This window comes from Streptomyces gobitricini, from assembly GCF_039532985.1.
Lineage (GTDB): Bacteria > Actinomycetota > Actinomycetes > Streptomycetales > Streptomycetaceae > Streptomyces > Streptomyces gobitricini.
The window spans coordinates 129571-151992 of the sequence record NZ_BAAASR010000014.1 but is presented as its reverse complement, the minus strand read 5'-3'; the positions used below and the strand labels follow the sequence as shown (position 1 = coordinate 151992).

Below are 22422 nucleotides of genomic sequence, written 5' to 3'. Positions count from 1 at the left end.
CCCCTGCCCCCCGTCCCCCGTGCGTCCCCCCGGGTGGGAGAGGTCCGGCCCCCGTGTTCCCCCGTCGGTCCCCGGCCCTCCCGCGTACCCCCGTTCCGTCAGGTGCGCGGTGCCGGTTCCGCCGCCCCGTGTCGGCGGTTTCCGGCCCCGCGCTCCTTCCGTGGTCCCCACTCTTCCGTCCGGGGCCGCCGGGGCCCATCCGCGTACCTACTCATCTCGCCGGCTAGGTACGGGTACTCAGGGCTCGGTGCTCGGGCCCACGCGCGCGTGGGCCCGCCCGCCCGGCAGGCGTCCGGATGACGCCGGATAAGGTCCCTGGCATGGCACGGATTGTGGTGATCGGCGCGGGGATGGGCGCCATGGCGGCGGCGGCCCGCCTCGCGGTGGCGGGGCACCGGGTGACGGTGTACGAGCGCGCGGGGACCTACGGCGGCTCGGTCGGCCGGTTCGCACGCGACGGCTTCGCCTTCGACACCGGACCGGGGCTGCTGCACCTGCCCGCCGTGTACCGGGACCTGTTCGTCAAGACCGGCAAGGAGCCGCTGGAGCGGTGTGTCGAGCTGAGCCAGGTCGACCCGGCGAGCCGTCATCTCTTCGCCGACGGTACGGCGGTCTCGCTGCCCAACGCCTCCCGGGCCGGCGTCGTCTCGGCACTGGACACGGCACTCGGCGGAGGCGCCGGGGCACGGTGGGGCGAGTTCCTGAACCGTGCGCGGGACGCGTGGGACCGCTCGCGCAGGCCGCTGCTGGAGGAGCCGCTGCCGGCCGATGTGAAGCCGTTCACGCGCGACCCCTACCCGGCGCTCAGGACCGGCCTGCTCCGCCGGCCCGCGGCGACGCTCGCCGACGTGGGGCGGCGCGAGCTGCGCGACCCGCGGCTGGCGGCATTGCTGGAGAGCCACGCGCTGGCGTACGGCTTCGACCCGGCCACCGCGCCCGCCGCCGCGGCCGTGCTGCCCTACATGGAGCAGACGTTCGGCAGCTGGTACGTGAGCGGCGGCATCCGCGCGCTGGCGGACGCCGTGTACCGGCGGTGCCGGGAGCGGAAGGTGGAGTTCTTCTTCGGTACGCCGGTGACCGGCGTACCGGTGAAGGACGGCCGGGCCGTGGGCGTCGAGCTGGACGACCGGCAGGTCGTCGAGGCCGACCATGTGGTCGCGGGCGCCCCGCTGCCCGCGCTGTACCGGGACCAGGTGCTGGCCTGGGAGAGCTCGGACGAGTGGCCGCGCCACCAGGAGGCCGCGCGGACGGGCCGGGTCACCGTGTGCCTGGCCCTGAGGGGCCCGCGCGAGGCGGACGCGGCGCACCGGACGGTGGTGCACTCCGCCGACCGGGAGGACGAGCTGGACGCCCTCGCGCGGGGGCGGCTGTGCGACCGGCCGACCGTCGTGGTGCTCCGTCCTGACGACGAGCGGCTGCGCCCGGACGGCGACCACGAGTCGGTGACGGTCACCGCGACCGTGCCGGCGAGCGGGGTGTGGGCGTCGGAGAACCTGTGGGGCGGGGCCGGGGAACCGGCCGTGGAGGCGTTCGCCGACCGGATGACCGAGGCCGCGGCGGCCGCCGTGCCGGGCCTGCGGGAGCGGCTGCTGTGGCGGGTGGTGCGCACCCCCGCCGACACGTTCCGGGAGACGGGCGTGTTCCAGGTGCCGGGCCCGGCGCTGGCGGGCGCGCGGGGCTCGATGCTGCCCGCCGCCAATCCCACCCCGCTGGGCGGGCTGTACTTCGCCGGGGGCTGGGCGCACCCGGGCGGCGGGCTCGCGCACGCCGGGATGTCGGGGGCTCTGGTGGCCGGGCTGATCGTGGAGGGCGCGGAGTTCCGCGGCTCTCGCTGACGGCTTCGGCGGCTCTCGCCGACGGCTTCCGCGGCTCTCAGTACCGGTACGGGTCGCCCTGGCCGAGCCCCTGGTCGTAGCCGTACGGCGGCTGCTGCGGGGCCTGGTCCTCCGCGTCGCGCTGCTGCGGGACCCAGACACCGCCGGGCGGGGTCTCCATGCCGTACTGGGGAGCGTAGGGGTCGGCGTACCGCTGCCCGCCGCCGTCGTAGGGGGCGGTGCCGATGTACGGGTCGGAGTACGCGGCGTAGCTCTGCTCCCCGGTGGCGCCGTAGTCGTACATGGCCGTGGCGTAGGTGCTGCTCTGCTGGTCGTACCCCGGGGCCGCGTAGGTGCCGAAGCCTCCGTCGTACGAGGCCGTCGGGACGGCCTGGGCGGCCTGGGCCGGCTCGTGGTGGACGCCGTACTGCCCGGTCTCGTCCGGCAGCGGCTCGGGGGCGTAAACCGCCGTGGTCTCGGCGGCCGCCTCCTCCTGCTCCTCGTACGCGAGGTTCGAGACCGCCAGGGTCGGCCCGGCGGCGACAGCGCTTCCGCGGGCCCTGCGGCGGCGGCTGACCCCCGGCCTGCCGCCGATCGCCCACCCCGTCGAGAAACCGCGCCGGAAGGAGAGCGTGACGTAGGTCTGGCCGATCGCGAAGGCGATCGCGCCCGCCGCGATCACGGGCACGGACGGCAGCAGCACGCCGAGGACCACGCCCAGGAACCCGGCGAAGGCGAGCAGCCGCCAGCGCAGCCGGGCCTTGTACTGCAGGAGCACTTCACCGAGCAACCACAACGCGACGACGCCGAATGCGATGTAGAGGACCGTCCAGCCCATGCCCGCCCCTCTCGTACGGCCTCCGCCCCGGGACGTGGCGGGTACGGCCGGTCAGGACTGCTCGTGCAGTCCGAGATTCTCGTAGATCTCGAGCGTCGCGGTGGAGTTGTTCAGCGTGATGAAGTGCAATCCGGGAACGCCCTCGGAGAGCAGCCGCGCGCAGAACTCCGTCGCGTACTCGATGCCAATGGAGCGTACAGCGGCCGGATCGTCCTTGACCGCGAGGATCCGCTCTTTCAGCCCGGGCGGGAAGTGGGCGTTGCTGAGCTGAGCGAACCGCTCGATCTGCTTGACGCTGGTGACCGGCATGATCTCGGGGATGATCGGCGTCTCGCAGCCCTGGGCGGCGACCCGGTCACGCAGTCGCAGATAGTCCTCCGGCAGGAAGAACATCTGGGTGATCGCGTAGTCCGCGCCCGCCCGGCACTTGTCCACGAAGTGCCGGATGTCGGTGTCCCAGTCGGTGGAGCGCGGGTGCATCTCGGGGAACGCGGCGACGCCGACACAGAAGTCGCCGGACTCCTTGATCAGCCGGACCAGGTCGGCGGCGTACCGCACGCCCTGCGGGTGCGGGACCCACTCCCCCATCGGGTCGCCGGGCGGGTCGCCCCGGACGGCCAGGATGTTCCTGATGTCGGCGTCGGCGTACTGGCCGATCATGTTGCGCAGCTCGGCGACGGTGTGGTTGACGGCCGTGAGGTGCGCGACGGGGGTGAGCGTGGTGTCGGCGGCGATCTCCTGGGTGGCCTTGACCGTCCCGGCCCTCGTGGAGCCGCCCGCTCCGTACGTCACGGAGACGAAGCTGGGCGCCACCGCCTCGACACGGCGCAGCGCGTTCCAGAGGTTCCGCTCGCCCTTCTCGGTTTTGGGCGCCCAGAACTCGAAGGAGTACGTCGTCCGGCCGGTCGCGAGCAGATCGCGCACCGTTCGCGCGCGATCTGTCCTGGTGGAAGGTGTGCCAAGGGCCATGAGGGCAGGTTAGCCACGAGGTGGTCGTCACCCAACCAGAGCAGGGTGATTTGTCGGTTTTGCCGGGTTGTTGTCCACTCCTTGGACACTCGTGGACAGGGCGGACGGCGCCGCGGCTACACGGAGCGCTCGCGGACCCGCTTCGCCAGTGCCGCCGTGGCCTCCGCCGGGTCGTCGGCCTCGGTGATCGCGCGGACGACGACGATCCGGCGGGCGCCGGCGTCCAGCACCTCGTCCAGATTGCCCGCGCCGATGCCGCCGATCGCGAACCACGGCCGCTCCTGGTCCAGCGACGCCGCGTACCGCACCAGGTCCAGCCCGGGCGCGTACCGCCCCGGCTTGGTGGGCGTCGGCCAGCAGGGGCCCGTGCAGAAGTAGTCCACGCCCGGCTCGGCGACCGCCGCGTCCACCTCCGTCTCCGCGTGCGTGGACCGGCCCAGCAGCACGTCGCCGCCCAGGATGGCTCGGGCGGCGGGGACGGGCAGGTCGCCCTGGCCCAGGTGCAGCACGTCGGAGCCGATGGCGTGCGCCACGTCGGCCCGGTCGTTCACCGCCAGCAGTGTGCCGTGCCGGCGGCAGGCGTCGGCGAACACGGCCAGGTGCTCCAGCTCCTCGCCCGCCTCCATGCCCTTGTCGCGGAGCTGGACGACGTCCACGCCGGAGGCGAGCACCGCGTCGAGGAACTCGGGCAGGTCACCCTGCCGCTTGCGGGCGTCGGTGCAGAGGTAGAGCCGGGCGTCGGCCAGCCGGGCGCGTGCCGTGGACATGAGGTCTTCCCCCCGTTGGTGCGGCGGTGTACGGGCCGGGGCTCACCCGGCCCGTACACCGCCTGGTGTCGGTGTTCCGCCCGGCGCGGGGCGCCGGGGTCTGGCAGGACGTCAGACGGCGAGCGCCTGGGCGCGGCGCTTCACCTCCGTGCCGCGATTCTCGCTGAGCGCCTGCACGGGCGTGCCCGGCAGGGTCGGGTCGGGGGTGAAGAGCCACTCGAGCATCTCTTCGTCGGTGAAGCCGTCGTCCTTCAGGAGTGTGAGGGTCCCGGAGAGACCCTTCACGACCTTGCCGTCCTTGATGAAGGCGGCCGGCACCTGGAGCGTCCGGTTCTCACCGCGGCGCACGGCGATCAGCTGGCCCTCCTTGACCAGCTGCCGCACACGCGTCACCTCGACATCGAGCATTTCCGCGATGTCGGGCAGGTGGAGCCAGGCGGGGACGAGAGCATCGATCTTTGCGTCAATCTCGGTCACGGGACTAGCGTGCCATCCCGCACTGACAGCCGGTAGCCGGGCTACGCCGGATCCGGCCCCGCTACCCCCGGGCGGCCGACTTCAGCGGGACGGAGGGGTCCCCCACGCGTTCCGGATCGAGCGGTGTGCCCGCCTCGATGAGCTTGCGTCCCTGCGCCAGGTCGCGCGGGCGGCCCACCGCCAGCAGTGCCACCAGGGCACCCTGGCGCAGCCACGCCACCGACCAGGCGGCACCGGCCGGGTCGCCCCGCCACACCATGGTGTCGGCGGCCGCGTGATGGCCCGCGTACTGCACGAACCGCCCGAACTGCTCGGACCAGAAGTACGGCACCGGGTCGTAGGGCCGCGGGACCTCGCCGACGACGGCGGCGGCCACCGTGCGCGGCCCCTGGAGGGCGTTGTCCCAGTGGTGCACCATCAGCCGCTCGCCGTAGCGAGCCGACGGGAAGGAGGCGCAGTCGCCCACGGCGTACACGTCGGGAGCGGACGTCCGCAGGTGCTCGTCGGCGACGATCGCACCCCCGGCGCCGAGCGCGACGCCGGAACCGGCCAGCCAGTCGGTCGCGGGCCGGGCGCCGATGCCGACGACCACGGCCTCGGCGGGCAGCAGCCGCCCGTCCTCCAGGGCGACCTCGCCCGGTTCGAGGTGCCCCACGCGCGCGTGCGTCAGGAGCTTGGCGCCGCTCTCCTCGTACCACGCGGCCATCGGGGCGGCGACCTCGGCGGGCAGCGCACCGGCGAGCGGCCGGTCCGCGGCCTCGAGGACGGTGACCGCGCAGCCGGCCTCCCGGGCGGCCGTCGTGAACTCGGCGCCGATCCACCCGGCGCCGACGACCACCACGTCGTGCTTGTCCGCCAGGACGGGGCGCAGCCGCTCGGCATCGTCGAGGGTGCGCAGCAGATGGACCCCGCGCACGCCTTCGGAGCCGGGCAGCGCGACGGGGCGGGCGCCGGTGGCCACGACCAGGACGTCGTAGGGGACCGGCCCGGCCTCGGTGTCCACCTCGTGCGCGTCGGGGCGCAGGGCGGTGACCTCGACGCCCAGGCGCAGCTCGATGCCGAGTGCCTCGAAGTCCACGTCGAAGGCCGACCCCTCGGCCGTGCCCAGGAGCACCGCCTTGGACAGCGGGGGCCGGTCGTACGGCTGGTGCGGCTCGGCCCCGATGAGCCGCACGGGGCCGGTGAAGCCCTGCTCGCGCAGCGCCACGGCCGTCTGCACACCCGCCATCCCGGCACCGACGACGACGACGCGCCGCTCTGCTTGCATCCGCTCGTTCACTCGCCCACCTTACGCAGTTGACGCTATGTCAGGAAGGGAGCTCCTCCACCACGCTGGTACCGCCGCCCTCCCGCGACTCCCATACCCAGGTCTCCTCCAGCCGGACGCGCCCGTCCCCGAGTTCCACGACCGTGGAGACGCAGTGCCCCGACGCCGTACGGCCGTCACGCCTCAGCTGGACGTACCGGAAGTCGAGACGGTCTCCCTCTCGCGTCCCGACGAGGTGTCCGCGCACCACGTCGCCGCCCTCGTACTCGGCCCATACGCGGCCGTCCTCCTCGTGGTACCTGAACCGGGTCGCCGTACCGACCTGGCCGGGCGCCTGGTCCGCCACGGGCGAGAGAACGAGTCCGTCGAGCGACCGCGCCACGGTGAAGCTCCCTTACAGCGGGTTGCGGGGTGGGGTTAGTCTGGCCACCGTAGAGCACTCGCGGGAGCCCGGGCGTACCGGGCTGAGAGGGAGGCTGGGACGGCCTCCGACCGTACGAACCTGATCCGGGTCATGCCGGCGAAGGGAGGGGCTGGACGCCCATGCATCCACGTACGACAGGTCCACGCGCGACCTCGGACGTCCTCGTCGTCGGGGGCGGGATCATCGGCCTGGTCACGGCCTGGCGGGCCACGCAGCGCGGTCTGCGGGTCACCGTCGTCGACCCCGAGCCGGGCGGCGGGGCCGCGCGGGTCGCGGCGGGCATGCTCGCCGCGGTCACCGAACTCCACTACGGCGAGGAGACGCTCCTGGGTCTCAACCTGGAGTCGGCGCGCCGCTACCCGGACTTCGTCGCCGAACTCCAGGAGGCGGCCGGCGGCATGGACGTCGGCTACCGCGCGTGCGGCACCCTTGCCGTCGCCCTGGACGCCGACGACCGCGCCCACCTGCGGGAGCTCCACGCCCTGCAGGACCGCTCGGGCCTCGCCTCGGAGTGGCTGACCGGCCGCGAATGCCGCCGCCTGGAGCCCATGCTGGCACCCGGCGTGCGCGGCGGCCTGCGGGTGGACGGCGACCACCAGGTCGATCCGCGACGGCTGGCGGCCGCCCTGGTGGCCGCGTGCGAGCGGTCCGGAGTGGTGGTCCACCGTGCCCGGGCGGAGCGGCTGCTCGTGGCCGGGGAGCGAGCGGCGGGAGTGCTGCTGGACGACGGCGCGGAACTGGCCGCGGGCCAGGTGGTGCTGGCGGCCGGCAGCATGAGTGGCCGGCTCGGCGGCGTACCGGAGGAGGCGCTGCCGCCGGTACGACCGGTCAAGGGGCAGGTGTTGCGGCTGTCGGTGCCCCGCGCCTACGCGCCCTTCCTGAGCCGCACGGTCCGGGCCGTCGTGCGCGGCAGCCACGTGTACCTGGTGCCGCGCGAGAACGGCGAGCTGGTCGTAGGGGCGACGAGCGAGGAGCTCGGCTGGGACACCACGGTCACCGCGGGCGGGGTGTACGAGCTGTTGCGGGACGCGCACGAGCTGGTCCCCGGGATCACCGAGCTCCCCCTGACCGAGACCCGCGCGGGACTGCGGCCCGGCTCCCCCGACAACGCCCCCATGCTCGGCCCCACGGCGCTGCCCGGCCTGCACCTGGCGACCGGCCACTACCGCAACGGGGTCCTGCTGACCCCCGTCACCGGGGACGCCATGGCCACCGTGCTGACCACCGGGGAGCTGCCGCAGGAGGCCCGCGCCTTCACCCCGGCCCGCTTCCGGTCCCCGTCCACCACCCCGTCCCTCTCTCCGGCAGGAGTGTCATGAACGTCTCCGTCAACGGCGAGGCCCGGCGGCTCGCCGGCCCGACCACCCTCGACGCCCTGGTCGCGACGCTCACCACGGCGCCCTCCGGGGTCGCCGCCGCCGTCAACGAGACCGTCGTCCCGCGCGGCCGGTGGTCGGCGACCGTCCTCGGCGAGGGCGACCGGGTCGAGGTCCTCACCGCGGTCCAGGGGGGCTGAACGATGGCCGACGACCGTCTCACCATCGCCGGGACCACGTTCGACTCCCGGCTGATCATGGGTACGGGCGGGGCGCCCAGCCTCGACGTGCTGGAACGCTCCCTGACCGCCAGCGGCACCGAGCTGACGACCGTGGCGATGCGCCGCCTCGACCCGACCGTGCAGGGCTCCGTCCTGTCCGTCCTGGACAGGCTCGGCATCCGGGTGCTGCCGAACACGGCGGGCTGCTTCACGGCGGGCGAGGCCGTTCTCACGGCCAGGCTCGCGCGGGAGGCACTCGGGACGGAGTGGATCAAGCTGGAGGTCGTCGCGGACGAGCGGACCCTGCTGCCCGACCCGATCGAGCTGCTCGACGCCGCCGAGACGCTGGTCGACGACGGTTTCACGGTGCTGCCGTACACGAACGACGACCCGGTGCTGGCCCGCAGGCTGGAGGACGTCGGGTGTGCGGCGGTCATGCCGCTGGGGTCGCCCATCGGCTCGGGCCTCGGCATCCGCAACCCGCACAACTTCCAGCTGATCGTGGAGCACGCGCGCGTGCCGGTGATCCTGGACGCGGGTGCCGGCACGGCGTCCGACGCGGCCCTGGCGATGGAGCTGGGGTGCGCGGCCGTGATGCTGGCGTCGGCGGTGACGCGGGCCCAGGAGCCCGTGCTGATGGCCGAGGCGATGCGGCACGCGGTGGAGGCGGGCCGCCTGGCGTACCGGGCGGGGCGGATTCCGCGCCGGCACTTCGCGGAGGCCTCCTCGCCCGTGGAGGGCCGGGCGGAGCTGGACCCGGAGCGGCCGGCGTTCTGACACCGGCGCGGCCGCACGGCGCCCGGGAAGCCGCCGCTCCGCGGCTCGGGCGCCCGCTCCGCGGGGCCGGGCGCCGCGCCATGTCACAGGACGGCCCCGGGACGGCACCGGGGCGGGGACGGGGCGGCGGGGGTGTCGGTAGGGGCTCGTAGACTCGGGCAGGTGGATACGACCCTGCACGACCCCCTCGTCGGCCAGCTGCTCGACGGCCGCTACCGGGTCGACACGCGCATCGCCGTCGGTGGCATGGCCACGGTCTACCGGGCCCTCGACACCCGGCTCGACCGGGAGCTCGCCCTGAAGGTGATGCACCCCGCCCTGGCCACCGACGCGACGTTCGTGGAGCGGTTCATCCGCGAGGCCAAGTCCGTGGCACGCCTGTCGCACCCCAATGTGGTGGGCGTGTTCGACCAGGGCGCCGACGGGGCGTACGTGTACCTGGCGATGGAGTACGTCGCCGGGTGCACCCTCCGCGACGTGCTGCGCGAGCGCGGCGCCCTCCAGCCCCGGGCCGCGCTGGACATCCTGGAGCCGGTGCTCGCCGCGCTGGGGGCCGCGCACCGGGCCGGGTTCATCCACCGCGACATGAAGCCCGAGAACGTCCTCATAGGGGACGACGGCCGGGTCAAGGTCGCCGACTTCGGGCTCGTCCGGGCCGTCGGCGCGGTCACCCACACCACCGGCTCCGTCCTCGGCACCGTGTCGTACCTGGCGCCCGAGCAGATCGAGCACGGCACCGCCGACACCCGCGCGGACGTGTACGCCTGCGGTGTCGTCCTGTACGAGATGCTGACCGGCGCCAAGCCGCACGCGGGCGACACGCCCGCCCAGGTCCTCCACCGGCACCTGAACACCGACGTCCCGGCGCCCTCCGCCGCCGTCCCCGGCCTCGCGGTCGAGCTGGACGAGCTGGTGGCGAGCGCCACCGCGCGCAACCCCGAGATCCGCCCGCAGGACGCGGTGGCGCTCCTCGCCCAGGCCCGCGAGGCACGCGCGACGCTCGGCGACGAGCAGCTCGACCTGGTCCCGCCGCAGGTCCGTGCGGAGCCCGACGGCGGGGCCGACGGCGGCTCCGAGGACCCCACCAGGGTGATCGCGCGCCCCCTGCCGGGTGAGGGCGACGGCGTCCAGCGCACCAGCCGGCTCACCATGCCCCCGCGGCCCGGTCCCGCGGCGGTGCCGCAGACGGGTCGCCCGGCTCGTCCCCGTCTCGGCAACGCCCGCCGCGGCGGGATCGCCGCCCTCGTCGCCGTGCTGCTGGTCCTGGGCGTCGGCGCGGGTGTCTGGTACATCAACTCGGGGCAGTTCACCCGGGTCCCCACCGTGCTCGGACAGACCCAGGCGGAGGCCGAGAAGCGGCTCACCGACGCCGGGCTGGCCGTCAAGGCCGTCGAGCGCGACTACAGCACCGCGTACGAACGGGGCACGGTGATGGCCGCCGACCCCGCTCCCGGCGAGCGCATCCGCGGCAACGGCTCGGTGACCCTCACCATCTCCCGCGGCCCCGAGACGGTGAAGGTCCCGAACCTGAAGGGTCTGCCCCTCGCCGACGCCAGGCGCGAGCTCACCGAGGCCGGACTCGCCCAGGGCAAGGTCACCAAGGCGTTCAGCCGGGAGTTCCAGCAGGGGACCGTGATCAGCACCGACCCCGGCGCGGGCACCGAGCGCAACCCTGACTCCGCGGTCGCCCTCGTCCTCAGCAAGGGCGCCCCCGTCGACGTACCGGACGTCACCGGCGACAGCGTCGAGGACGCGACCCGTACGCTGGAGGAGTCCGGGCTCACCGTGAAAATCGCCGCCGCGCGGATGCACTCCGCGCAGGAGGCGGGCAGCGTGGCCGGCCAGTCCCTCGCCAAGGGCAGCCGGGCCGCCAAGGGCGACACGGTCACACTGACCCTCTCCAAGGGGCCCCGTATGGTCGGCGTTCCCGACGTCACCGGCAAGAACGCCGACGACGCGGAGCGGGAGCTGCAGGACGCCGGTTTCGAGGTGAAGGTGGAGAAGAACTTCCCCTTCCTCGGCGACACCGTGGAGAGCCAGTCCGTCAACGGCGGCGACCGCGCCCCGGAGGGCAGCACCATCACCATCAAGACCAAGGGACTCTAGAAGCACATGTTCTCCCAAGGACTCGGCTCCGTTCGTCCAGGGGGTACCCGCAACGCGGTCGGCGGCCATGTCGCCGTGGCCGGCGGCCTCGCCAAGACCGGCCTCACCTACGCCCGGGAGATCGGCGCCGAAGCCGTCCAGGTCTTCGTCGCCAATCCGCGCGGCTGGGCGACCCCCGCCGGAAACCCCGCCCAGGACGAGCTGTTCCGCGAGGAGTGCGCCGTCGAGGGCATACCGGCGTACGTCCACGCGCCGTACCTGATCAACTTCGGCTCGCACACGGAGGCGACCGTCGAGTTCTCGGTGGCGTCCCTGCGGCACTCGTTGCGCCGCGCCCGGGACATCGGCGCGCTGGGCGTGGTCGTCCACACCGGTTCGGCGACCGGGGGCCGGCCCCGGCAGGAGGCCCTCGCCCAGGTGCGCGCGCACCTGCTGCCGCTGCTGGACGAGCTCGACCACGACGACGACCCGTTCCTGCTGCTGGAGTCGACAGCCGGGCAGGGCGCCTCCCTCTGCTCCCGCACCTGGGACTTCGGCCCGTACTTCGAGGCCCTCGACGCCCATCCCAGGCTGGGCGTCTGCCTCGACACGTGCCACATCTTCGCGGCCGGGCACGACCTGACCGGGGAGCACGGCGTACGGCAGACCCTCGACCTGCTCGTCGGGACGGTCGGCGAGGGCAGGCTGAAACTCATCCACGCCAACGACTCCAAGGACGTCGTGGGCGCTCACAAGGACCGCCACGCCAACATCGGCGCGGGCCACATCGGCGAGGATCCGTTCCGCGAGCTGATGCGCCACCCGGCGACGGACGGCGTCCCCCTGGTGATCGAGACCCCCGGCGGGAAGGAAGGGCACGCGGCCGACATCGAACGGCTCAAGAAACTCCGACAGAGTTGAGGAATACCCCTAGGGGGTATACGGTTCTTGCTGTCGGCAAGAACCGTTCCCGCCATTTGACCTTGGGGGCTCTCATGGAGCACGAAAGCCGCACGGGGCACGGCGACCACACCAAGCACGGCGACCACGCCCAGCACGGTGAACACGTCGAGCACCAGCAGCACCAGCAGCAGCAAGATCACCAACATGAGCACCAGCACGCCGGCGGCAAGGTCAGCTGGTCGATGGCCGCCCAGGCCACCCTGCACTGCCTCACCGGCTGCGCCATCGGCGAGGTCCTCGGCCTGGTCATCGGCACGGCCCTGGGATGGAGCACCGTCCCGACCATGGCGCTCGCCATCACCCTGGCGTTCTTCTTCGGCTACGCGCTCACCCTGCGCGGCGTCCTCAAGGCCGGCGTCGGCTTCCGGACCGCCTTCCGCGTGGCCCTCGCCGCCGACACGCTGTCCATCACCGTCATGGAACTGATCGACAACGGCGTACTCGCCCTCTGGCCGGGAGCCATGGACGCGCATCTCACCGACGGGTTCTTCTGGGGCGTCCTCGCCTTCGCGCTCTTCGCCGCCTTCGTGATCACCACACCGGTCAACAAGTGGATGATCGGCCGCGGCAAGGGGCACGCGGTGGTGCACCAATACCACTGAGGGGTATCAGAGCTCGGGGCCGTCCCCCGGTTCCTCCTGGTAGGAGTACCGCTGCTCCCTCCACGGGTCGCCGATGTTGTGATAGCCGCGCTCCTCCCAGAAGCCCCGGCGGTCGGCGGTCATGTACTCGACGCCCCGGACCCACTTGGGCCCCTTCCAGGCGTACAGGTGCGGCACGACGAGCCGCAGCGGGAACCCGTGCTCGGCGGTGAGCAGCTCACCGTCCTTGTGCGTGGCGAAAATCGTTCGGTCCGAGGCGAAGTCGGACAGCCGCATGTTCGCGCTGAAACCGTACTCCGCCCACACCATCACATGCGTGACGTCGGCGGCCGGCGGTGCCAGTTCCAGGACCGTACGGGCGGGTACCCCGCCCCATTCGGCCCCCAGCATGCTGTACTTCGTCACGCAGTGCAGATCGGCCAGGACCGTCGAGAACGGCAGCGCCGAGAACTCCTCGTGGTTCCAGCAGTGCTTGTCGCCGCCCGCCGTGGCGCCGAAGACCCGGAACTCCCAGCGGTCGGGCTTGAACTTGGGGACCGGCCCGTAGTGGGTGACCGGCCAGCCGCGCTGGAGTCGCTGTCCCGGCGGAAGCTCGAACTCCCCTGCTGCCCGGTGTTCCCCGCTCCCTGGCTGACCCATGCCTCAATGGTGACAGACCGGGAAGGGTGATTACGACCAGGCAGGAGGGCCATTCGGGCAACTCCTACTAAGCATGCACTTACTGGACGCTCCTGCCCGGCGGTGCGAGACTGCGCCACATCTGCCCCTTTCACCAGCGCGGAAGGAGCCTCTGCGATGCAGGGCGACCCCGAGGTCATCGAGTTCCTCAACGAGCAGCTCACCGCCGAGCTGACGGCGATCAACCAGTACTTCCTGCACGCCAAGATGCAGGAGAACTTCGGGTGGACGAAGCTCGCGAAGTACACCCGGGCGGAATCGTTCGACGAGATGAAGCACGCCGAGGTGCTGACCGACCGGATCCTCTTCCTCGACGGCCTGCCGAACTACCAGCGGCTGTTCCACGTCCGCGTCGGCCAGACGGTCACGGAGATGTTCCAGGCGGACCGGCAGGTCGAGGTGGAGGCGATCGACCGGCTCAAGCGCGGCATCGAGGTCATGCGCAACAAGGGCGACATCACGTCCGCGAACATCTTCGAGTCCATCCTGGCGGACGAGGAGCACCACATCGACTATCTCGACACCCAGCTGGAGCTGGTCGAGAAGCTCGGCGAGGCGCTCTACATCGCCCAGCTGGTCGAGCAGCCGGACAGCTGACCCGCCCGTCCGGGCCCCGCGCGCACCGATTCCGTCCCTCCGGACGCGGCACCGCCCCTCCGGACCCGAGGGACCTGAGCGGTTCGCGTCCGCCGCCCAGGGGCTCAGGCGGCTTCGGTCAGCCCCGCGTCCCCGGCATCCACGGGCCCGGCGGACGCGAGCGCCGGCGCGCCCTGGTCCACCAGCTCCCGCCGGGGGCAATTGCCCCGGCCGAGGATCGCCTGGATGCGGCGTACGCAGGACCCGCAGTCCGTGCCCGCCTTGCAGGCCGACGCTATCTGGCGGGGCGTGCAGGCACCGGCGTCCGCGTGTGCCTTGACCTGCTTCTCGGTGACACCGAAGCACGAGCAGACGTACACGCGGTTCACCTCCCTGCGGGATCGACGGGGTCGGACTGGGAACCCCGCCTTGATCGGTGAGGTTAACCTAACCTTACCCGGTGCCCGCGACGCGCAAAAGCCCGGTAAACGCCGATGGGGCGTGGATCACATGGATCCACGCCCCATCGGTGCGTCAAGGGCTTTTTCAGCCAGGATCACCGGCCAGAAGCCACCCGGTCACCGGTCACTGGTCGCGGTACATCTCCGCCACCAGGAACGCCAGGTCCAGGGACTGGCTGCGGTTGAGCCGGGGGTCGCAGGCCGTCTCGTAGCGCTGGTGCAGGTCGTCGACGAAGATCTCGTCGCCGCCGCCCACGCACTCGGTGACATCGTCACCGGTCAGCTCCACATGGATGCCGCCGGGGTGAGTGCCCAGCTCCTTGTGGACCTCGAAGAAGCCCTTGACCTCGTCGAGCACGTCGTCGAAGCGGCGCGTCTTGTGGCCGGAGGCGGCCTCGAAGGTGTTGCCGTGCATCGGGTCGGTCACCCAGGCCACGGTGGCACCGGACGCGGTGACCTTCTCGACCAGCTCCGGCAGTTTGTCGCGGACCTTGTCGGCACCCATCCGGACGATGAAGGTCAGCCGGCCCGGCTCCCGCTCGGGGTCGAGGCGGTCGACGTACGTCAGCGCCTCGTCGACCGTGGTCGTCGGGCCGAGCTTGATGCCGATCGGGTTGCGGATCCGCGACGCGAACTCGATGTGCGCCCCGTCGAGCTGACGCGTGCGCTCACCGATCCAGACCATGTGGCCCGAGGTGTCGTACAACTGCCCGGTCCGGGAGTCCACGCGGGTCAGCGCCGACTCGTAGTCCAGCAGCAGCGCCTCGTGCGAGGCGAAGAACTCGACCGTGCGGAACTCGGCCGGGTCGGTGCCACAGGCCTTCATGAAGTTCAGCGCGTTGTCGATCTCCCGCGCCAGCTGCTCGTAGCGCTGGCCCGACGGCGACGACTTCACGAAGTCCTGGTTCCAGGCGTGGACCTGGCGCAGGTCGGCGTAGCCGCCGGTGGTGAAGGCGCGCACCAGGTTCAGCGTCGAGGCGGACGCCTGGTACATGCGCTTGAGCCGCTCCGGATCCGGGATCCGCGCCTCTTCGGTGAAGGCGAAGCCGTTGACGGAGTCGCCGCGGTACGTCGGCAGCGTCACCCCGTCACGGGTCTCGACCGGCTTGGAGCGCGGCTTGGAGTACTGGCCCGCGATCCGCCCCACCTTCACGACGGGAACGGACGCGGCGTACGTCAGCACGGCGCCCATCTGGAGCAGGGTCTTGAGCTTGTTACGGATGTGGTCGGCCGACACGGCGTCGAAGGCCTCGGCGCAGTCGCCGCCCTGGAGCAGGAACGCCTCGCCCCTGGCGACGGCTCCCATCCGGGCGCGCAGCTGGTCGCACTCGCCCGCGAAGACGAGCGGCGGATACGACTCGAGGTCCGCGATCACATCGCGCAGAGCCTCGGCATCGGGGTACTCGGGCTGCTGCGCCGCGGGAAGGTCTCGCCAGGTGTTGCCACCTGTCACGGTGGGCTTAGCGTTCACGGTCACGTGGACAACCTTACGGCCTGTTCCCATTCGTCCATCTGGCCGCTCACCTGATGAGACGAGAATCTTGAACTTCCCGGGATCCCGTGCGGTAGGGTGCGGCCATGTTCGCGCACTCGACCCAGAACTGGTGGTGGACCGCTCATCCGGCGGCCCACTGACTGCGCGTACACCGACACACGCGAAGGCCGCCCGGAGGGCGGCCTTCTTCCGTTTGCGCGGGGCCGTTCCTCTCCACCTGGTTCTCCACCCGGAAGGAACGCTTCACATGGACCTCGACCTGAGCCGCCTGCTCGACGACGATTCCTGCCCGCCCTTCGCACTGCTGCGCCGCCGCACCCCCGGCCGCGACCACGACACCGTCGAGGTGCTGATCGGCGCCGTGCACGAGGCGGAACGCCTGGCCGACATCCCCGTCGGGGACCGGCCGGCCCTCGCCCTGGTGCCCTTTCGCCAGCTGCGGGAACGGGGCTTCGACGTACGCGACGACGGCACGCCGCTGTCGGTGCTGGTCGCCGACGAGGCGTACGAGATGCCCCTCGCGGCGGCGCTGGAGCAGCTCCCGGCGCACGACGTGACGGTCGAGGGCGGCGCCTTCGACGTGTCCGACGAGGAGTACGCCCGGACCGTGCGCCGTGTCATCGAGGACGAGATCGGGCGCGGCGAGGGGGCGAACTTCGTCATCCGCCGCACGTACACGGGGCGGATCCCCGGGTTCGGCCGGCGGGACGCGCTGGCGCTGTTCCGGCGGCTGCTGGCCGGGGAACGGGGCGCGTACTGGACGTTCGCCGTGCACACCGGGGAGCGCACCCTGGTGGGGGCGAGCCCGGAGGTGCACGTCCGGATGTCGGGCGGCGGGAGGGGCGAGCGCGACGCGCTCCCGCTCGAGGACGGCGGTGGGCGACCGGCGGGCGGGACCGTCGTGATGAACCCGATCAGCGGCACCTACCGCTATCCGGCGGGCGGCCCCACCGCCGACGGCCTGCTGGGCTTCCTCGCCGACCGCAAGGAGACCGACGAGCTCTCCATGGTGGTGGACGAGGAGCTCAAGATGATGTGCACGGTCGGCGACATGGGCGGGGTGGTGATCGGTCCCCGGCTCAGGGAGATGGCGCACCTCGCGCACACCGAGTACGAGCTGCGGGGCCGGACGTCGCTCGACGTGCGCGAGGTGCTGCGCGAGACGATGTTCGCGGCGACGGTGACCGGCTCGCCCGTCCAGAACGCCTGCCGGGTCATCGAGCGGCACGAGCGCGGGGGCCGGGGCTACTACGCGGGGGCACTGGCGCTGCTCGGCAAGGACGCGGGCGGGTCGCAGACCCTCGACTCGCCGATCCTCATCCGTACCGCCGACATCTCCGCCACCGGTGACCTGCGCGTCCCGGTCGGCGCCACACTCGTGCGGCACTCCGACCCGGAGGGCGAGGTCGCCGAGACGCACGCCAAGGCGGCGGGGGTCCTGGCGGCGCTGGGGGTGCGTCCCGAGCGGTCGCGTGAGGAAGCCGTACGGCCCCGGCTGGCCGACGACCCGCGGGTACGGGCCGCTCTGGACGCGCGCCGGGCGGACCTGGCGCCGTTCTGGCTGAAGATGCGGGAGCCGGTGGCCCGGCTGACCGGCCACGCGCTGGTGGTCGACGCCGAGGACACGTTCACCGCGATGCTGGCGCACCTGCTCCGCGCCTCGGGCCTGCGGGTCACGGTCCGCCGGTTCGACGAGCCGGGGCTGCGGGAGGCGGCCCTCGCGCACGAGGGGCCGGTGGTGCTGGGGCCCGGCCCCGGCGACCCCGGCGACGCGGCCGAGCCGAGGATGCGTTCGCTGCGGGCGCTGGCCGCCGAACTCGTGCGCGGCCACCGTCACGGGGTGCTGGGCGTGTGCCTGGGCCATGAGCTGATCGCCGCCGAGCTGGGGCTGCCGATCGTGCGCAAGGCGGTGCCCTTCCAGGGCGCGCAGGTGCGGATCGGTCTCTTCGGCACGGAGGAGACGGTCGGCTTCTACAACAGCTTCACCGCCCGGTGCGACGACGGAGCCGCCGCCGGGCTGGCGGCGCGGGGGGTCGAGGTGAGCCGCGACCCGGTGACCGGTGAGGTGCACGCGCTGCGCGGACCGGGGTTCGCCGGTGTGCAGTTCCACCCGGAGTCGGTGCTGACGCTGCGGGGCGCGTCGATCGTGCGTGAACTGGTGCGGGCGCTGGACGTCACCCGCCGGTGAGCCCGCCGCGCCGTGGGTAGCCCTGTGGGGCGCCTCGCCATGGGTCACCCTCTGGGGCGCCTCGCCATGGGTCGCCCCTTGTTGGTCGCGCTTGTGAGTCGCCCTTGCGGGGCGCGCAGCCGTACGCGTGCGGCTGCGCGCCCGGCGCGGCGGGGGGCGGCGGACACGGCTCGGCCGGAGCAGACGCCCGCCTCCGCGCAGGGCTCCGGGCCCACCGGCCCGGGGCCGCGCGGTCGCCTCGACGGCCCCTGGCCGGGCGCGCGGCGGGGGTACGCGTCAGGCGTCGTCGAGGCCGCGCTCTATCGCGTACCGCACCAGCTCGACCCGGTTGTGGAGCTGCAGCTTGCCGAGGGTGTTCTGCACGTGGTTCTGCACGGTGCGGTGCGAGATGACCAGACGCTCGGCGATCTGCTTGTAGCTGAGGCCCTTGGCGACCAGCCGCAGCACCTCGGTCTCGCGCTCGGTGAGCTGCGGGGCCTTCGGCTCGTCCCGGTCGGCGGCCGGCAGCGGCTCCGAAGCCAGGCGGCGGTACTCGCCGAGGACGAGACCGGCGAGGCCCGGTGTGAAGACCGGGTCACCGGCGGCCGTCCGCCGCACGGCGTCGAGCAACTCGTCGGTGCTGGCCGATTTCAGCAGGTACCCGGTCGCGCCGGACTTCACCGCTTCCAGTACGTCGGCGTGCTCGCCGCTCGCGGACAGCACCAGCACCCGCAGGGAGGGGTTGGCACCGACGAGTTCCTTGCAGACCTGGACGCCCGGTTTGGCGGGCAGGTTCAGGTCGAGGACCAGCACGTCGGGGCCGGCGGCCAGGGCGCGGCGCACGGCCTGCTCGCCGTCCCCGGCCGTGGCGACCACGTCGAACCCGGCCTCCGCCAGGTCGCGGGCGACCGCGTCCCGCCACATCGGGTGGTCGTCGACCACCATCACCTTGATCCGCTGCTCGCTCATTTCCCTGCCTTCCCCCGTGGAACCTTCAGTTCGACTTCTGTGCCCTGCCCGGGCACCGATATCAGCTCGGCGCTGCCCCCCAGGTCGCGGAGCCTGCCCCGGATGGACTGCGCGACGCCGAGCCGTCCCTCGCCCTCGGCCTGTGCGAGCCGCCCCTCCGGGATGCCCGGCCCGTCGTCCCGTACCGTCACGATCACCTCGTCCGGCCAGTCCTCCAGCAGGATCCACGCCCGGGCGGCCTCGCCCGCGTGGCTGCGGACATTGTCCAGGGCGGCACCGACAGCGGCCGCCAGCTCGCGCGCCGCGGCGGGCGCCAGCAGCACCGGGGCGCCGGGCTCCGAGAAGGTGACCCTGGCCCCCGCGTGCCGGGCGAGCAGGGAGCGCAGGTCGGCGGGGCCCTCGTCGTCGGGCTCCTCGACCTCGCGGACGACGGCGCCCAGCGACACGTCCTCCGACACGTGCGAGGCACGGGTCAGGCCTCCCGCGACCAGGGTGCGCAGCGCGATCTCCTGCTCCCCCGCCATCCGGCCGAGCTCGGCGGCCTCGCCGCCCAGGGCCGTGCCCCGGCGCTGGACCATGGCCAGCACCTGGAGGACCGAGTCGTGGATGTCGCGGGCCAGCCGCTCCCGCTCGCGGGTGGCCGCCTCGATCTCCAGGGCGCGCGCGAGGGTCCGTTCGGAGGCGCGGGCGACCTCGACGACGTAACCGATCGCTATGGAGGCGACCCACACCAGCAGCACGTTGTGCAGGGTGTCCCGGCTGGGGTGGCCGCGCTCGACGATGTTGGCGACGGCGACCAGGGACGAGGCGAAGGCGGCCCAGCGCCAGCCGCCCTTGATGGCGTACGCGAGGACCGAACCGGCCGTCCAGATGCCCGGCAGCGTCGGCCCGTCGAACGTCCGGGCGTGCACGTCGGCGAGGGGCGTCAGCAGGATGCCGGTGAGGGCGACGGTCAGGTCGGCGACCAGGAAGCGTTTGGTGCAGCCGGCGGCACCGGCCACCTTGGGCAGCGTGACCAGCGTCCAGACGGACATGACGGCGAGGAACCCCACGGCGACCCAGGGCCGCTCGAACTGCTCCCGGGTGAAGACGAAGAGCAGCACCGCGTACCCCATGGTGAGGACGCGGTACGCGGTCAGCGCCCGCCACAGCGGCTGTTCGACGGACATGCGGACGACGCGCTCGCGCTTGGCCAACTTCCCCAACCCCACCCCTGGTCGGACGACGCGGTTACGCGCCGGACCGCTCGCGCCCGGCCTTCGCCGTCTCCTTGGCGGCTTCCTTGGCCGCCTCCTTGGCGGCCTTCTCCGCGTCGGCGATCTGTCGCTTGGCGGCCGTGGCGTAGATGTCGACGTACTCCTGACCGGAGAGCTTCATGATCTCGTACATCACCTCGTCGGTGACCGAGCGCAGGATGAAGCGGTCGCCCTCCATGCCCTGGTACCGGCTGAAGTCCAGGGGCTTGCCGATCCGGATCCCCGGGCGCATCAGCTTGGGGACGACCTTGCCGGGCGGCTGGATCTTCTCGGTGTCGATCATGGCGACCGGGATCACCGGCGCGCCGGTGGCCAGCGCCACGCGCGCGAGGCCGCCGGGCTTGCCGCGGTAGAGCCGGCCGTCGGGCGACCGGGTGCCCTCCGGGTAGATGCCGAAGAGCTCACCGCGCTCGATGACCTCGATACCGCTCCTGATCGCGGCCTCACCCGCGCCACGCGCGCCCGAGCGGTCCACCGGCAGCTGGCCGACGCCCTTGAAGAACGCGGCGGTGAGCTTCCCCTTCACTCCGGGCGAGGTGAAGTACTCGGCCTTCGCGATGAAGGTCACCTTGCGGTCCAGGACCGCCGGCAGGAAGAAGGAGTCCGAGAACGAGAGGTGGTTGCTCGCGAGGATCGCCGGCCCCTCGGCGGGAATGTTCTCGAGGCCCTCCACCCAGGGCCTGAAGGCCAGCTTCAGCGACCCTCCGATGGAGAACTTCATTGCGCCGTAGATCAACTCGAATGCCTCCTGTGTTCCGTCGATCAGACCTTAACCCGTGTGGCGCCCCCGCTTCCGCGCCCGGCCGCGCGAGGGCCCGCGCGGGGATCCTCGCGCGGCCGGGCGCGGGCGGCGACGGATCTGGTCGGTGTCAGCCCGGTCGCGTACGGTGAAGTACACCTTCCCGAGACCCATCGAACCCCCGAACAGGAGACCCCGGTGCCGGTCCTCCCTGGAGCCGAGCCGTACCGCCATGAGGGCGGAGAGGTCGGCGTGCTGCTCTGTCACGGCTTCACCGGTTCGCCGCAGTCGCTGCGCCCCTGGGCCGAACATCTGGCCGAGCGTGGCCTCACCGTGTCCCTGCCGCTGCTTCCCGGGCACGGCACGCGCTGGCAGGACATGCAGGTCACCGGCTGGCAGGACTGGTACGCCGAGGTCGACCGCGAGCTGCGGGCGCTGCGGGAGCGGTGCCGGCCGGTCTTCGTCTTCGGCCTGTCCATGGGCGGGGCGCTGTCGCTGCGGCTCGCCGCCAAGCACGGGGACGGGGTGGCGGGCCTCGTGCTGGTGAACCCGGCCAACAAGGTCCACGGGCTCGCGGCCCACGCGCTGCCCGTCGTGCGCCACCTCGTGCCGTCGCAGCCCGGTATCGCGAGCGACATCGCCAAAGAGGGCGTGAAGGAGCTCGCCTACGACCGGGTGCCGCTGCACGCGGCCCACTCGGTGCGGCGCTTCTTCCGGATGGTGGACGCGGAGCTCCCGCAGGTCACCCAGCCGGTGCTGCTGCTGCACAGCCCGCAGGACCATGTCGTGCCGCCCGCCGACTCGGCGCGGATCCTCAGCCGGATCTCCTCCACGGACGTCCGGGAGATCCTGTTGGAACAGAGCTACCACGTGGCGACGTTGGACCACGACGCGGAGCGGATCTTCGAGGAGAGCTACGCGTTCGTCGGCCGGCTCGCTCCGAGTACCGGCACGTTGGGGTCCCCCATGCCGGAGGCCCGGGGAGGGAGCACGACCGGTGGCTGAACAGCACGACTCGGACAAGCGGGACGAGCAGCCGTTCGACGAGGAGGCGGCCTGGGCCGCGATCGTCGCCGGGTACGGTGAGGAACCGGCGGACCCGCCCGGCGCCAAGCCGTTCAAGCCGATCGAGGACCTTGCCTTGCTGGAGGACGACGTCAACGACGTACCCGAGGGCACGTCGGCGGAGCCGGGGAAGCCGGAAAAGCCGCTGGGCGGCTCGGTGGTGTTCGCCCCGGGAGTGAGCACGGGCGGCCCGCGCGACTACGAGGTGGCCGAGGCGAAGGACGACGACCTCGACGACACCGACGAGGGCCACTTCGTGCCGCCGGAGCCGCCGCCGCTGCCGGAGGCCGACACGACCGCCAAGTTCGCCTGGCTCGGGGTCATCGGCGGCCCGGTGCTGATGCTGCTCGCCGTGATACTGCGGTGGGACATGACCTGGTGGCTCACCACGCTGTGCATCGGCGGCTTCCTGGGCGGCTTCGCCACCCTGGTGGCGCGGATGCGGAGCGGTGACGAGGAGGACGGCGACGACCCGGGCCGGGGAGCGGTCGTCTGA

24 protein-coding genes and 1 riboswitch are annotated in these 22422 nt (G+C 72.6%); of the genes, 12 read left to right on the top strand and 12 right to left on the bottom strand.

The annotated features are described in order from the left end of the window. Window positions 1–320 precede the first annotated feature (320 nt). On the top strand, window positions 321–1835 hold the full coding sequence (locus ABD347_RS12195; RefSeq protein ID WP_344360092.1) for a phytoene desaturase family protein: 1515 nt from the start codon (window positions 321–323) through the stop codon (window positions 1833–1835). Between the two features lie 37 nt (window positions 1836–1872). Here ABD347_RS12195 and ABD347_RS12190 read toward each other — a convergent pair whose 3' ends face one another. From ABD347_RS12190 to ABD347_RS12165, 6 genes are all read right to left on the bottom strand, one after another. After that, entirely contained in the window at window positions 1873–2652 is a 780-nt protein-coding gene (locus ABD347_RS12190) for a hypothetical protein (RefSeq protein WP_344360090.1), read from the bottom strand. Between the two features lie 51 nt (window positions 2653–2703). After that, window positions 2704–3621, bottom strand: a complete 918-nt coding sequence (gene metF, locus ABD347_RS12185; protein WP_344360088.1) for a methylenetetrahydrofolate reductase [NAD(P)H] — start codon at window positions 3619–3621, stop codon at window positions 2704–2706. A gap of 116 nt (window positions 3622–3737) precedes the next feature. Then, window positions 3738–4388 carry a thiamine phosphate synthase gene (gene thiE / locus ABD347_RS12180; protein ID WP_344360086.1) on the bottom strand — a complete coding sequence of 217 codons (651 nt, stop codon included), beginning with the start codon at window positions 4386–4388 and terminating at the stop codon, window positions 3738–3740. A gap of 111 nt (window positions 4389–4499) precedes the next feature. Further along, window positions 4500–4865 carry an Rv2175c family DNA-binding protein gene (locus ABD347_RS12175; RefSeq protein WP_189548521.1) on the bottom strand — a complete coding sequence of 122 codons (366 nt, stop codon included), beginning with the start codon at window positions 4863–4865 and terminating at the stop codon, window positions 4500–4502. A 61-nt stretch (window positions 4866–4926) separates the two neighbouring features. Further along, window positions 4927–6132 carry an NAD(P)/FAD-dependent oxidoreductase gene (locus ABD347_RS12170; protein WP_344360208.1) on the bottom strand — a complete coding sequence of 402 codons (1206 nt, stop codon included), beginning with the start codon at window positions 6130–6132 and terminating at the stop codon, window positions 4927–4929. A 40-nt stretch (window positions 6133–6172) separates the two neighbouring features. Continuing rightward, window positions 6173–6514 (bottom strand): avidin-fold protein, encoded by a 342-nt coding sequence (locus ABD347_RS12165; protein WP_344360083.1) that lies wholly within the window; start codon window positions 6512–6514, stop codon window positions 6173–6175. Window positions 6515–6564: 50 nt separating this feature from the next. After that, window positions 6565–6678, top strand: a riboswitch (TPP riboswitch). Between ABD347_RS12165 and thiO the strand changes: the two genes are divergently transcribed. The 6 genes from thiO to ABD347_RS12135 all read left to right on the top strand — a co-directional run bounded on the left by thiO (window position 6676) and on the right by ABD347_RS12135 (window position 12520). Beyond that, the gene (gene thiO, locus ABD347_RS12160; RefSeq protein WP_344360081.1) at window positions 6676–7875 is read left to right on the top strand and encodes a glycine oxidase ThiO; all 1200 of its coding nucleotides are present in this window, start codon (window positions 6676–6678) and stop codon (window positions 7873–7875) included. It overlaps the preceding riboswitch by 3 nt. After that, entirely contained in the window at window positions 7872–8072 is a 201-nt protein-coding gene (gene thiS / locus ABD347_RS12155) for a sulfur carrier protein ThiS (RefSeq protein ID WP_344360079.1), read from the top strand. Before thiO ends, thiS begins: the two co-directional genes overlap by 4 nt. A 3-nt stretch (window positions 8073–8075) precedes the next feature. Then, on the top strand, window positions 8076–8870 hold the full coding sequence (locus tag ABD347_RS12150) for a thiazole synthase (protein WP_344360077.1): 795 nt from the start codon (window positions 8076–8078) through the stop codon (window positions 8868–8870). Between the two features lie 162 nt (window positions 8871–9032). After that, window positions 9033–10976 (top strand): Stk1 family PASTA domain-containing Ser/Thr kinase, encoded by a 1944-nt coding sequence (gene pknB, locus ABD347_RS12145; protein WP_344360075.1) that lies wholly within the window; start codon window positions 9033–9035, stop codon window positions 10974–10976. Between the two features lie 6 nt (window positions 10977–10982). After that, on the top strand, window positions 10983–11876 hold the full coding sequence (locus ABD347_RS12140) for a deoxyribonuclease IV (protein WP_344360074.1): 894 nt from the start codon (window positions 10983–10985) through the stop codon (window positions 11874–11876). Between the two features lie 74 nt (window positions 11877–11950). Continuing rightward, entirely contained in the window at window positions 11951–12520 is a 570-nt protein-coding gene (locus ABD347_RS12135; protein WP_344360072.1) for a DUF4396 domain-containing protein, read from the top strand. Between the two features lie 6 nt (window positions 12521–12526). Here the strand turns inward: ABD347_RS12135 and ABD347_RS12130 are convergent, their stop codons facing one another. Further along, window positions 12527–13159, bottom strand: coding sequence for a sulfite oxidase-like oxidoreductase (locus ABD347_RS12130; RefSeq protein ID WP_344360070.1), 633 nt, complete (start codon window positions 13157–13159; stop codon window positions 12527–12529). A 156-nt stretch (window positions 13160–13315) separates the two neighbouring features. Here ABD347_RS12130 and bfr point away from each other — a divergent pair, with 156 nt between their 5' ends. After that, a complete protein-coding gene (gene bfr, locus ABD347_RS12125; protein ID WP_344360068.1) occupies window positions 13316–13795 on the top strand; it encodes a bacterioferritin in 480 nt (159 codons plus the stop codon). A gap of 104 nt (window positions 13796–13899) precedes the next feature. Here the strand turns inward: bfr and ABD347_RS12120 are convergent, their stop codons facing one another. Both ABD347_RS12120 and ABD347_RS12115 read right to left on the bottom strand, forming a co-directional pair. Further along, the gene (locus ABD347_RS12120) at window positions 13900–14163 is read right to left on the bottom strand and encodes a (2Fe-2S)-binding protein (protein WP_344360066.1); all 264 of its coding nucleotides are present in this window, start codon (window positions 14161–14163) and stop codon (window positions 13900–13902) included. Between the two features lie 196 nt (window positions 14164–14359). Then, complete coding sequence (locus ABD347_RS12115) at window positions 14360–15739, bottom strand: class II 3-deoxy-7-phosphoheptulonate synthase (protein ID WP_425575631.1); 1380 nt, start codon at window positions 15737–15739, stop codon at window positions 14360–14362. A 74-nt stretch (window positions 15740–15813) separates the two neighbouring features. Here ABD347_RS12115 and ABD347_RS30655 point away from each other — a divergent pair, with 74 nt between their 5' ends. Beyond that, the gene (locus ABD347_RS30655; RefSeq protein ID WP_071528813.1) at window positions 15814–15870 is read left to right on the top strand and encodes a trp operon leader peptide; all 57 of its coding nucleotides are present in this window, start codon (window positions 15814–15816) and stop codon (window positions 15868–15870) included. Window positions 15871–15977: 107 nt separating this feature from the next. After that, window positions 15978–17918 carry an anthranilate synthase family protein gene (locus tag ABD347_RS12110; protein ID WP_344360065.1) on the top strand — a complete coding sequence of 647 codons (1941 nt, stop codon included), beginning with the start codon at window positions 15978–15980 and terminating at the stop codon, window positions 17916–17918. 276 nt (window positions 17919–18194) lie between these two features. On the opposite strand, the gene ABD347_RS12105 is transcribed toward ABD347_RS12110, so the two are convergent. The 3 genes from ABD347_RS12105 to ABD347_RS12095 are packed head-to-tail and all read right to left on the bottom strand — an operon-like array spanning window position 18195 to window position 20843. After that, complete coding sequence (locus ABD347_RS12105; RefSeq protein ID WP_344360063.1) at window positions 18195–18866, bottom strand: response regulator; 672 nt, start codon at window positions 18864–18866, stop codon at window positions 18195–18197. Then, window positions 18863–20062: a MacS family sensor histidine kinase gene (gene macS, locus ABD347_RS12100; RefSeq protein ID WP_344360205.1), complete on the bottom strand. Its 1200-nt coding sequence runs from the start codon at window positions 20060–20062 to the stop codon at window positions 18863–18865. The genes ABD347_RS12105 and macS overlap by 4 nt, the downstream gene beginning before the upstream one ends. Window positions 20063–20096: 34 nt before the next feature. Further along, on the bottom strand, window positions 20097–20843 hold the full coding sequence (locus tag ABD347_RS12095; RefSeq protein WP_344360203.1) for a lysophospholipid acyltransferase family protein: 747 nt from the start codon (window positions 20841–20843) through the stop codon (window positions 20097–20099). A 216-nt stretch (window positions 20844–21059) separates the two neighbouring features. On the opposite strand from ABD347_RS12095, the gene ABD347_RS12090 reads away from it, so the two are divergent. Together ABD347_RS12090 and ABD347_RS12085 are read left to right on the top strand one after the other, a co-directional pair. Next, window positions 21060–21866, top strand: a complete 807-nt coding sequence (locus tag ABD347_RS12090; RefSeq protein ID WP_344360061.1) for an alpha/beta hydrolase — start codon at window positions 21060–21062, stop codon at window positions 21864–21866. Beyond that, window positions 21859–22422 carry a hypothetical protein gene (locus ABD347_RS12085; RefSeq protein ID WP_344360060.1) on the top strand — a complete coding sequence of 188 codons (564 nt, stop codon included), beginning with the start codon at window positions 21859–21861 and terminating at the stop codon, window positions 22420–22422. Before ABD347_RS12090 ends, ABD347_RS12085 begins: the two co-directional genes overlap by 8 nt.

What these genes read in the sequence shown, in the direction of transcription:
- bfr (WP_344360068.1), top strand. Translation starts at nt 13,316, where the DNA reads ATGCAGGGCGACCCCGAGGTCATCGAGTTCCTCAACGAGCAGCTCACC.
- ABD347_RS12195 (WP_344360092.1), top strand. Translation starts at nt 321, where the DNA reads ATGGCACGGATTGTGGTGATCGGCGCGGGGATGGGCGCCATGGCGGCG.
- metF (WP_344360088.1), bottom strand. Translation starts at nt 3,621, where the DNA reads ATGGCCCTTGGCACACCTTCCACCAGGACAGATCGCGCGCGAACGGTG.
- thiO (WP_344360081.1), top strand. Translation starts at nt 6,676, where the DNA reads ATGCATCCACGTACGACAGGTCCACGCGCGACCTCGGACGTCCTCGTC.
- ABD347_RS12170 (WP_344360208.1), bottom strand. Translation starts at nt 6,132, where the DNA reads ATGCAAGCAGAGCGGCGCGTCGTCGTCGTCGGTGCCGGGATGGCGGGT.
- ABD347_RS12110 (WP_344360065.1), top strand. Translation starts at nt 15,978, where the DNA reads ATGGACCTCGACCTGAGCCGCCTGCTCGACGACGATTCCTGCCCGCCC.
- ABD347_RS12190 (WP_344360090.1), bottom strand. Translation starts at nt 2,652, where the DNA reads ATGGGCTGGACGGTCCTCTACATCGCATTCGGCGTCGTCGCGTTGTGG.
- ABD347_RS12140 (WP_344360074.1), top strand. Translation starts at nt 10,983, where the DNA reads ATGTTCTCCCAAGGACTCGGCTCCGTTCGTCCAGGGGGTACCCGCAAC.
- thiS (WP_344360079.1), top strand. Translation starts at nt 7,872, where the DNA reads ATGAACGTCTCCGTCAACGGCGAGGCCCGGCGGCTCGCCGGCCCGACC.
- ABD347_RS12105 (WP_344360063.1), bottom strand. Translation starts at nt 18,866, where the DNA reads ATGAGCGAGCAGCGGATCAAGGTGATGGTGGTCGACGACCACCCGATG.
- ABD347_RS12130 (WP_344360070.1), bottom strand. Translation starts at nt 13,159, where the DNA reads ATGGGTCAGCCAGGGAGCGGGGAACACCGGGCAGCAGGGGAGTTCGAG.
- ABD347_RS12135 (WP_344360072.1), top strand. Translation starts at nt 11,951, where the DNA reads ATGGAGCACGAAAGCCGCACGGGGCACGGCGACCACACCAAGCACGGC.
- ABD347_RS12095 (WP_344360203.1), bottom strand. Translation starts at nt 20,843, where the DNA reads ATGAAGTTCTCCATCGGAGGGTCGCTGAAGCTGGCCTTCAGGCCCTGG.
- ABD347_RS12150 (WP_344360077.1), top strand. Translation starts at nt 8,076, where the DNA reads ATGGCCGACGACCGTCTCACCATCGCCGGGACCACGTTCGACTCCCGG.
- ABD347_RS12115 (WP_425575631.1), bottom strand. Translation starts at nt 15,739, where the DNA reads ATGGGAACAGGCCGTAAGGTTGTCCACGTGACCGTGAACGCTAAGCCC.
- thiE (WP_344360086.1), bottom strand. Translation starts at nt 4,388, where the DNA reads ATGTCCACGGCACGCGCCCGGCTGGCCGACGCCCGGCTCTACCTCTGC.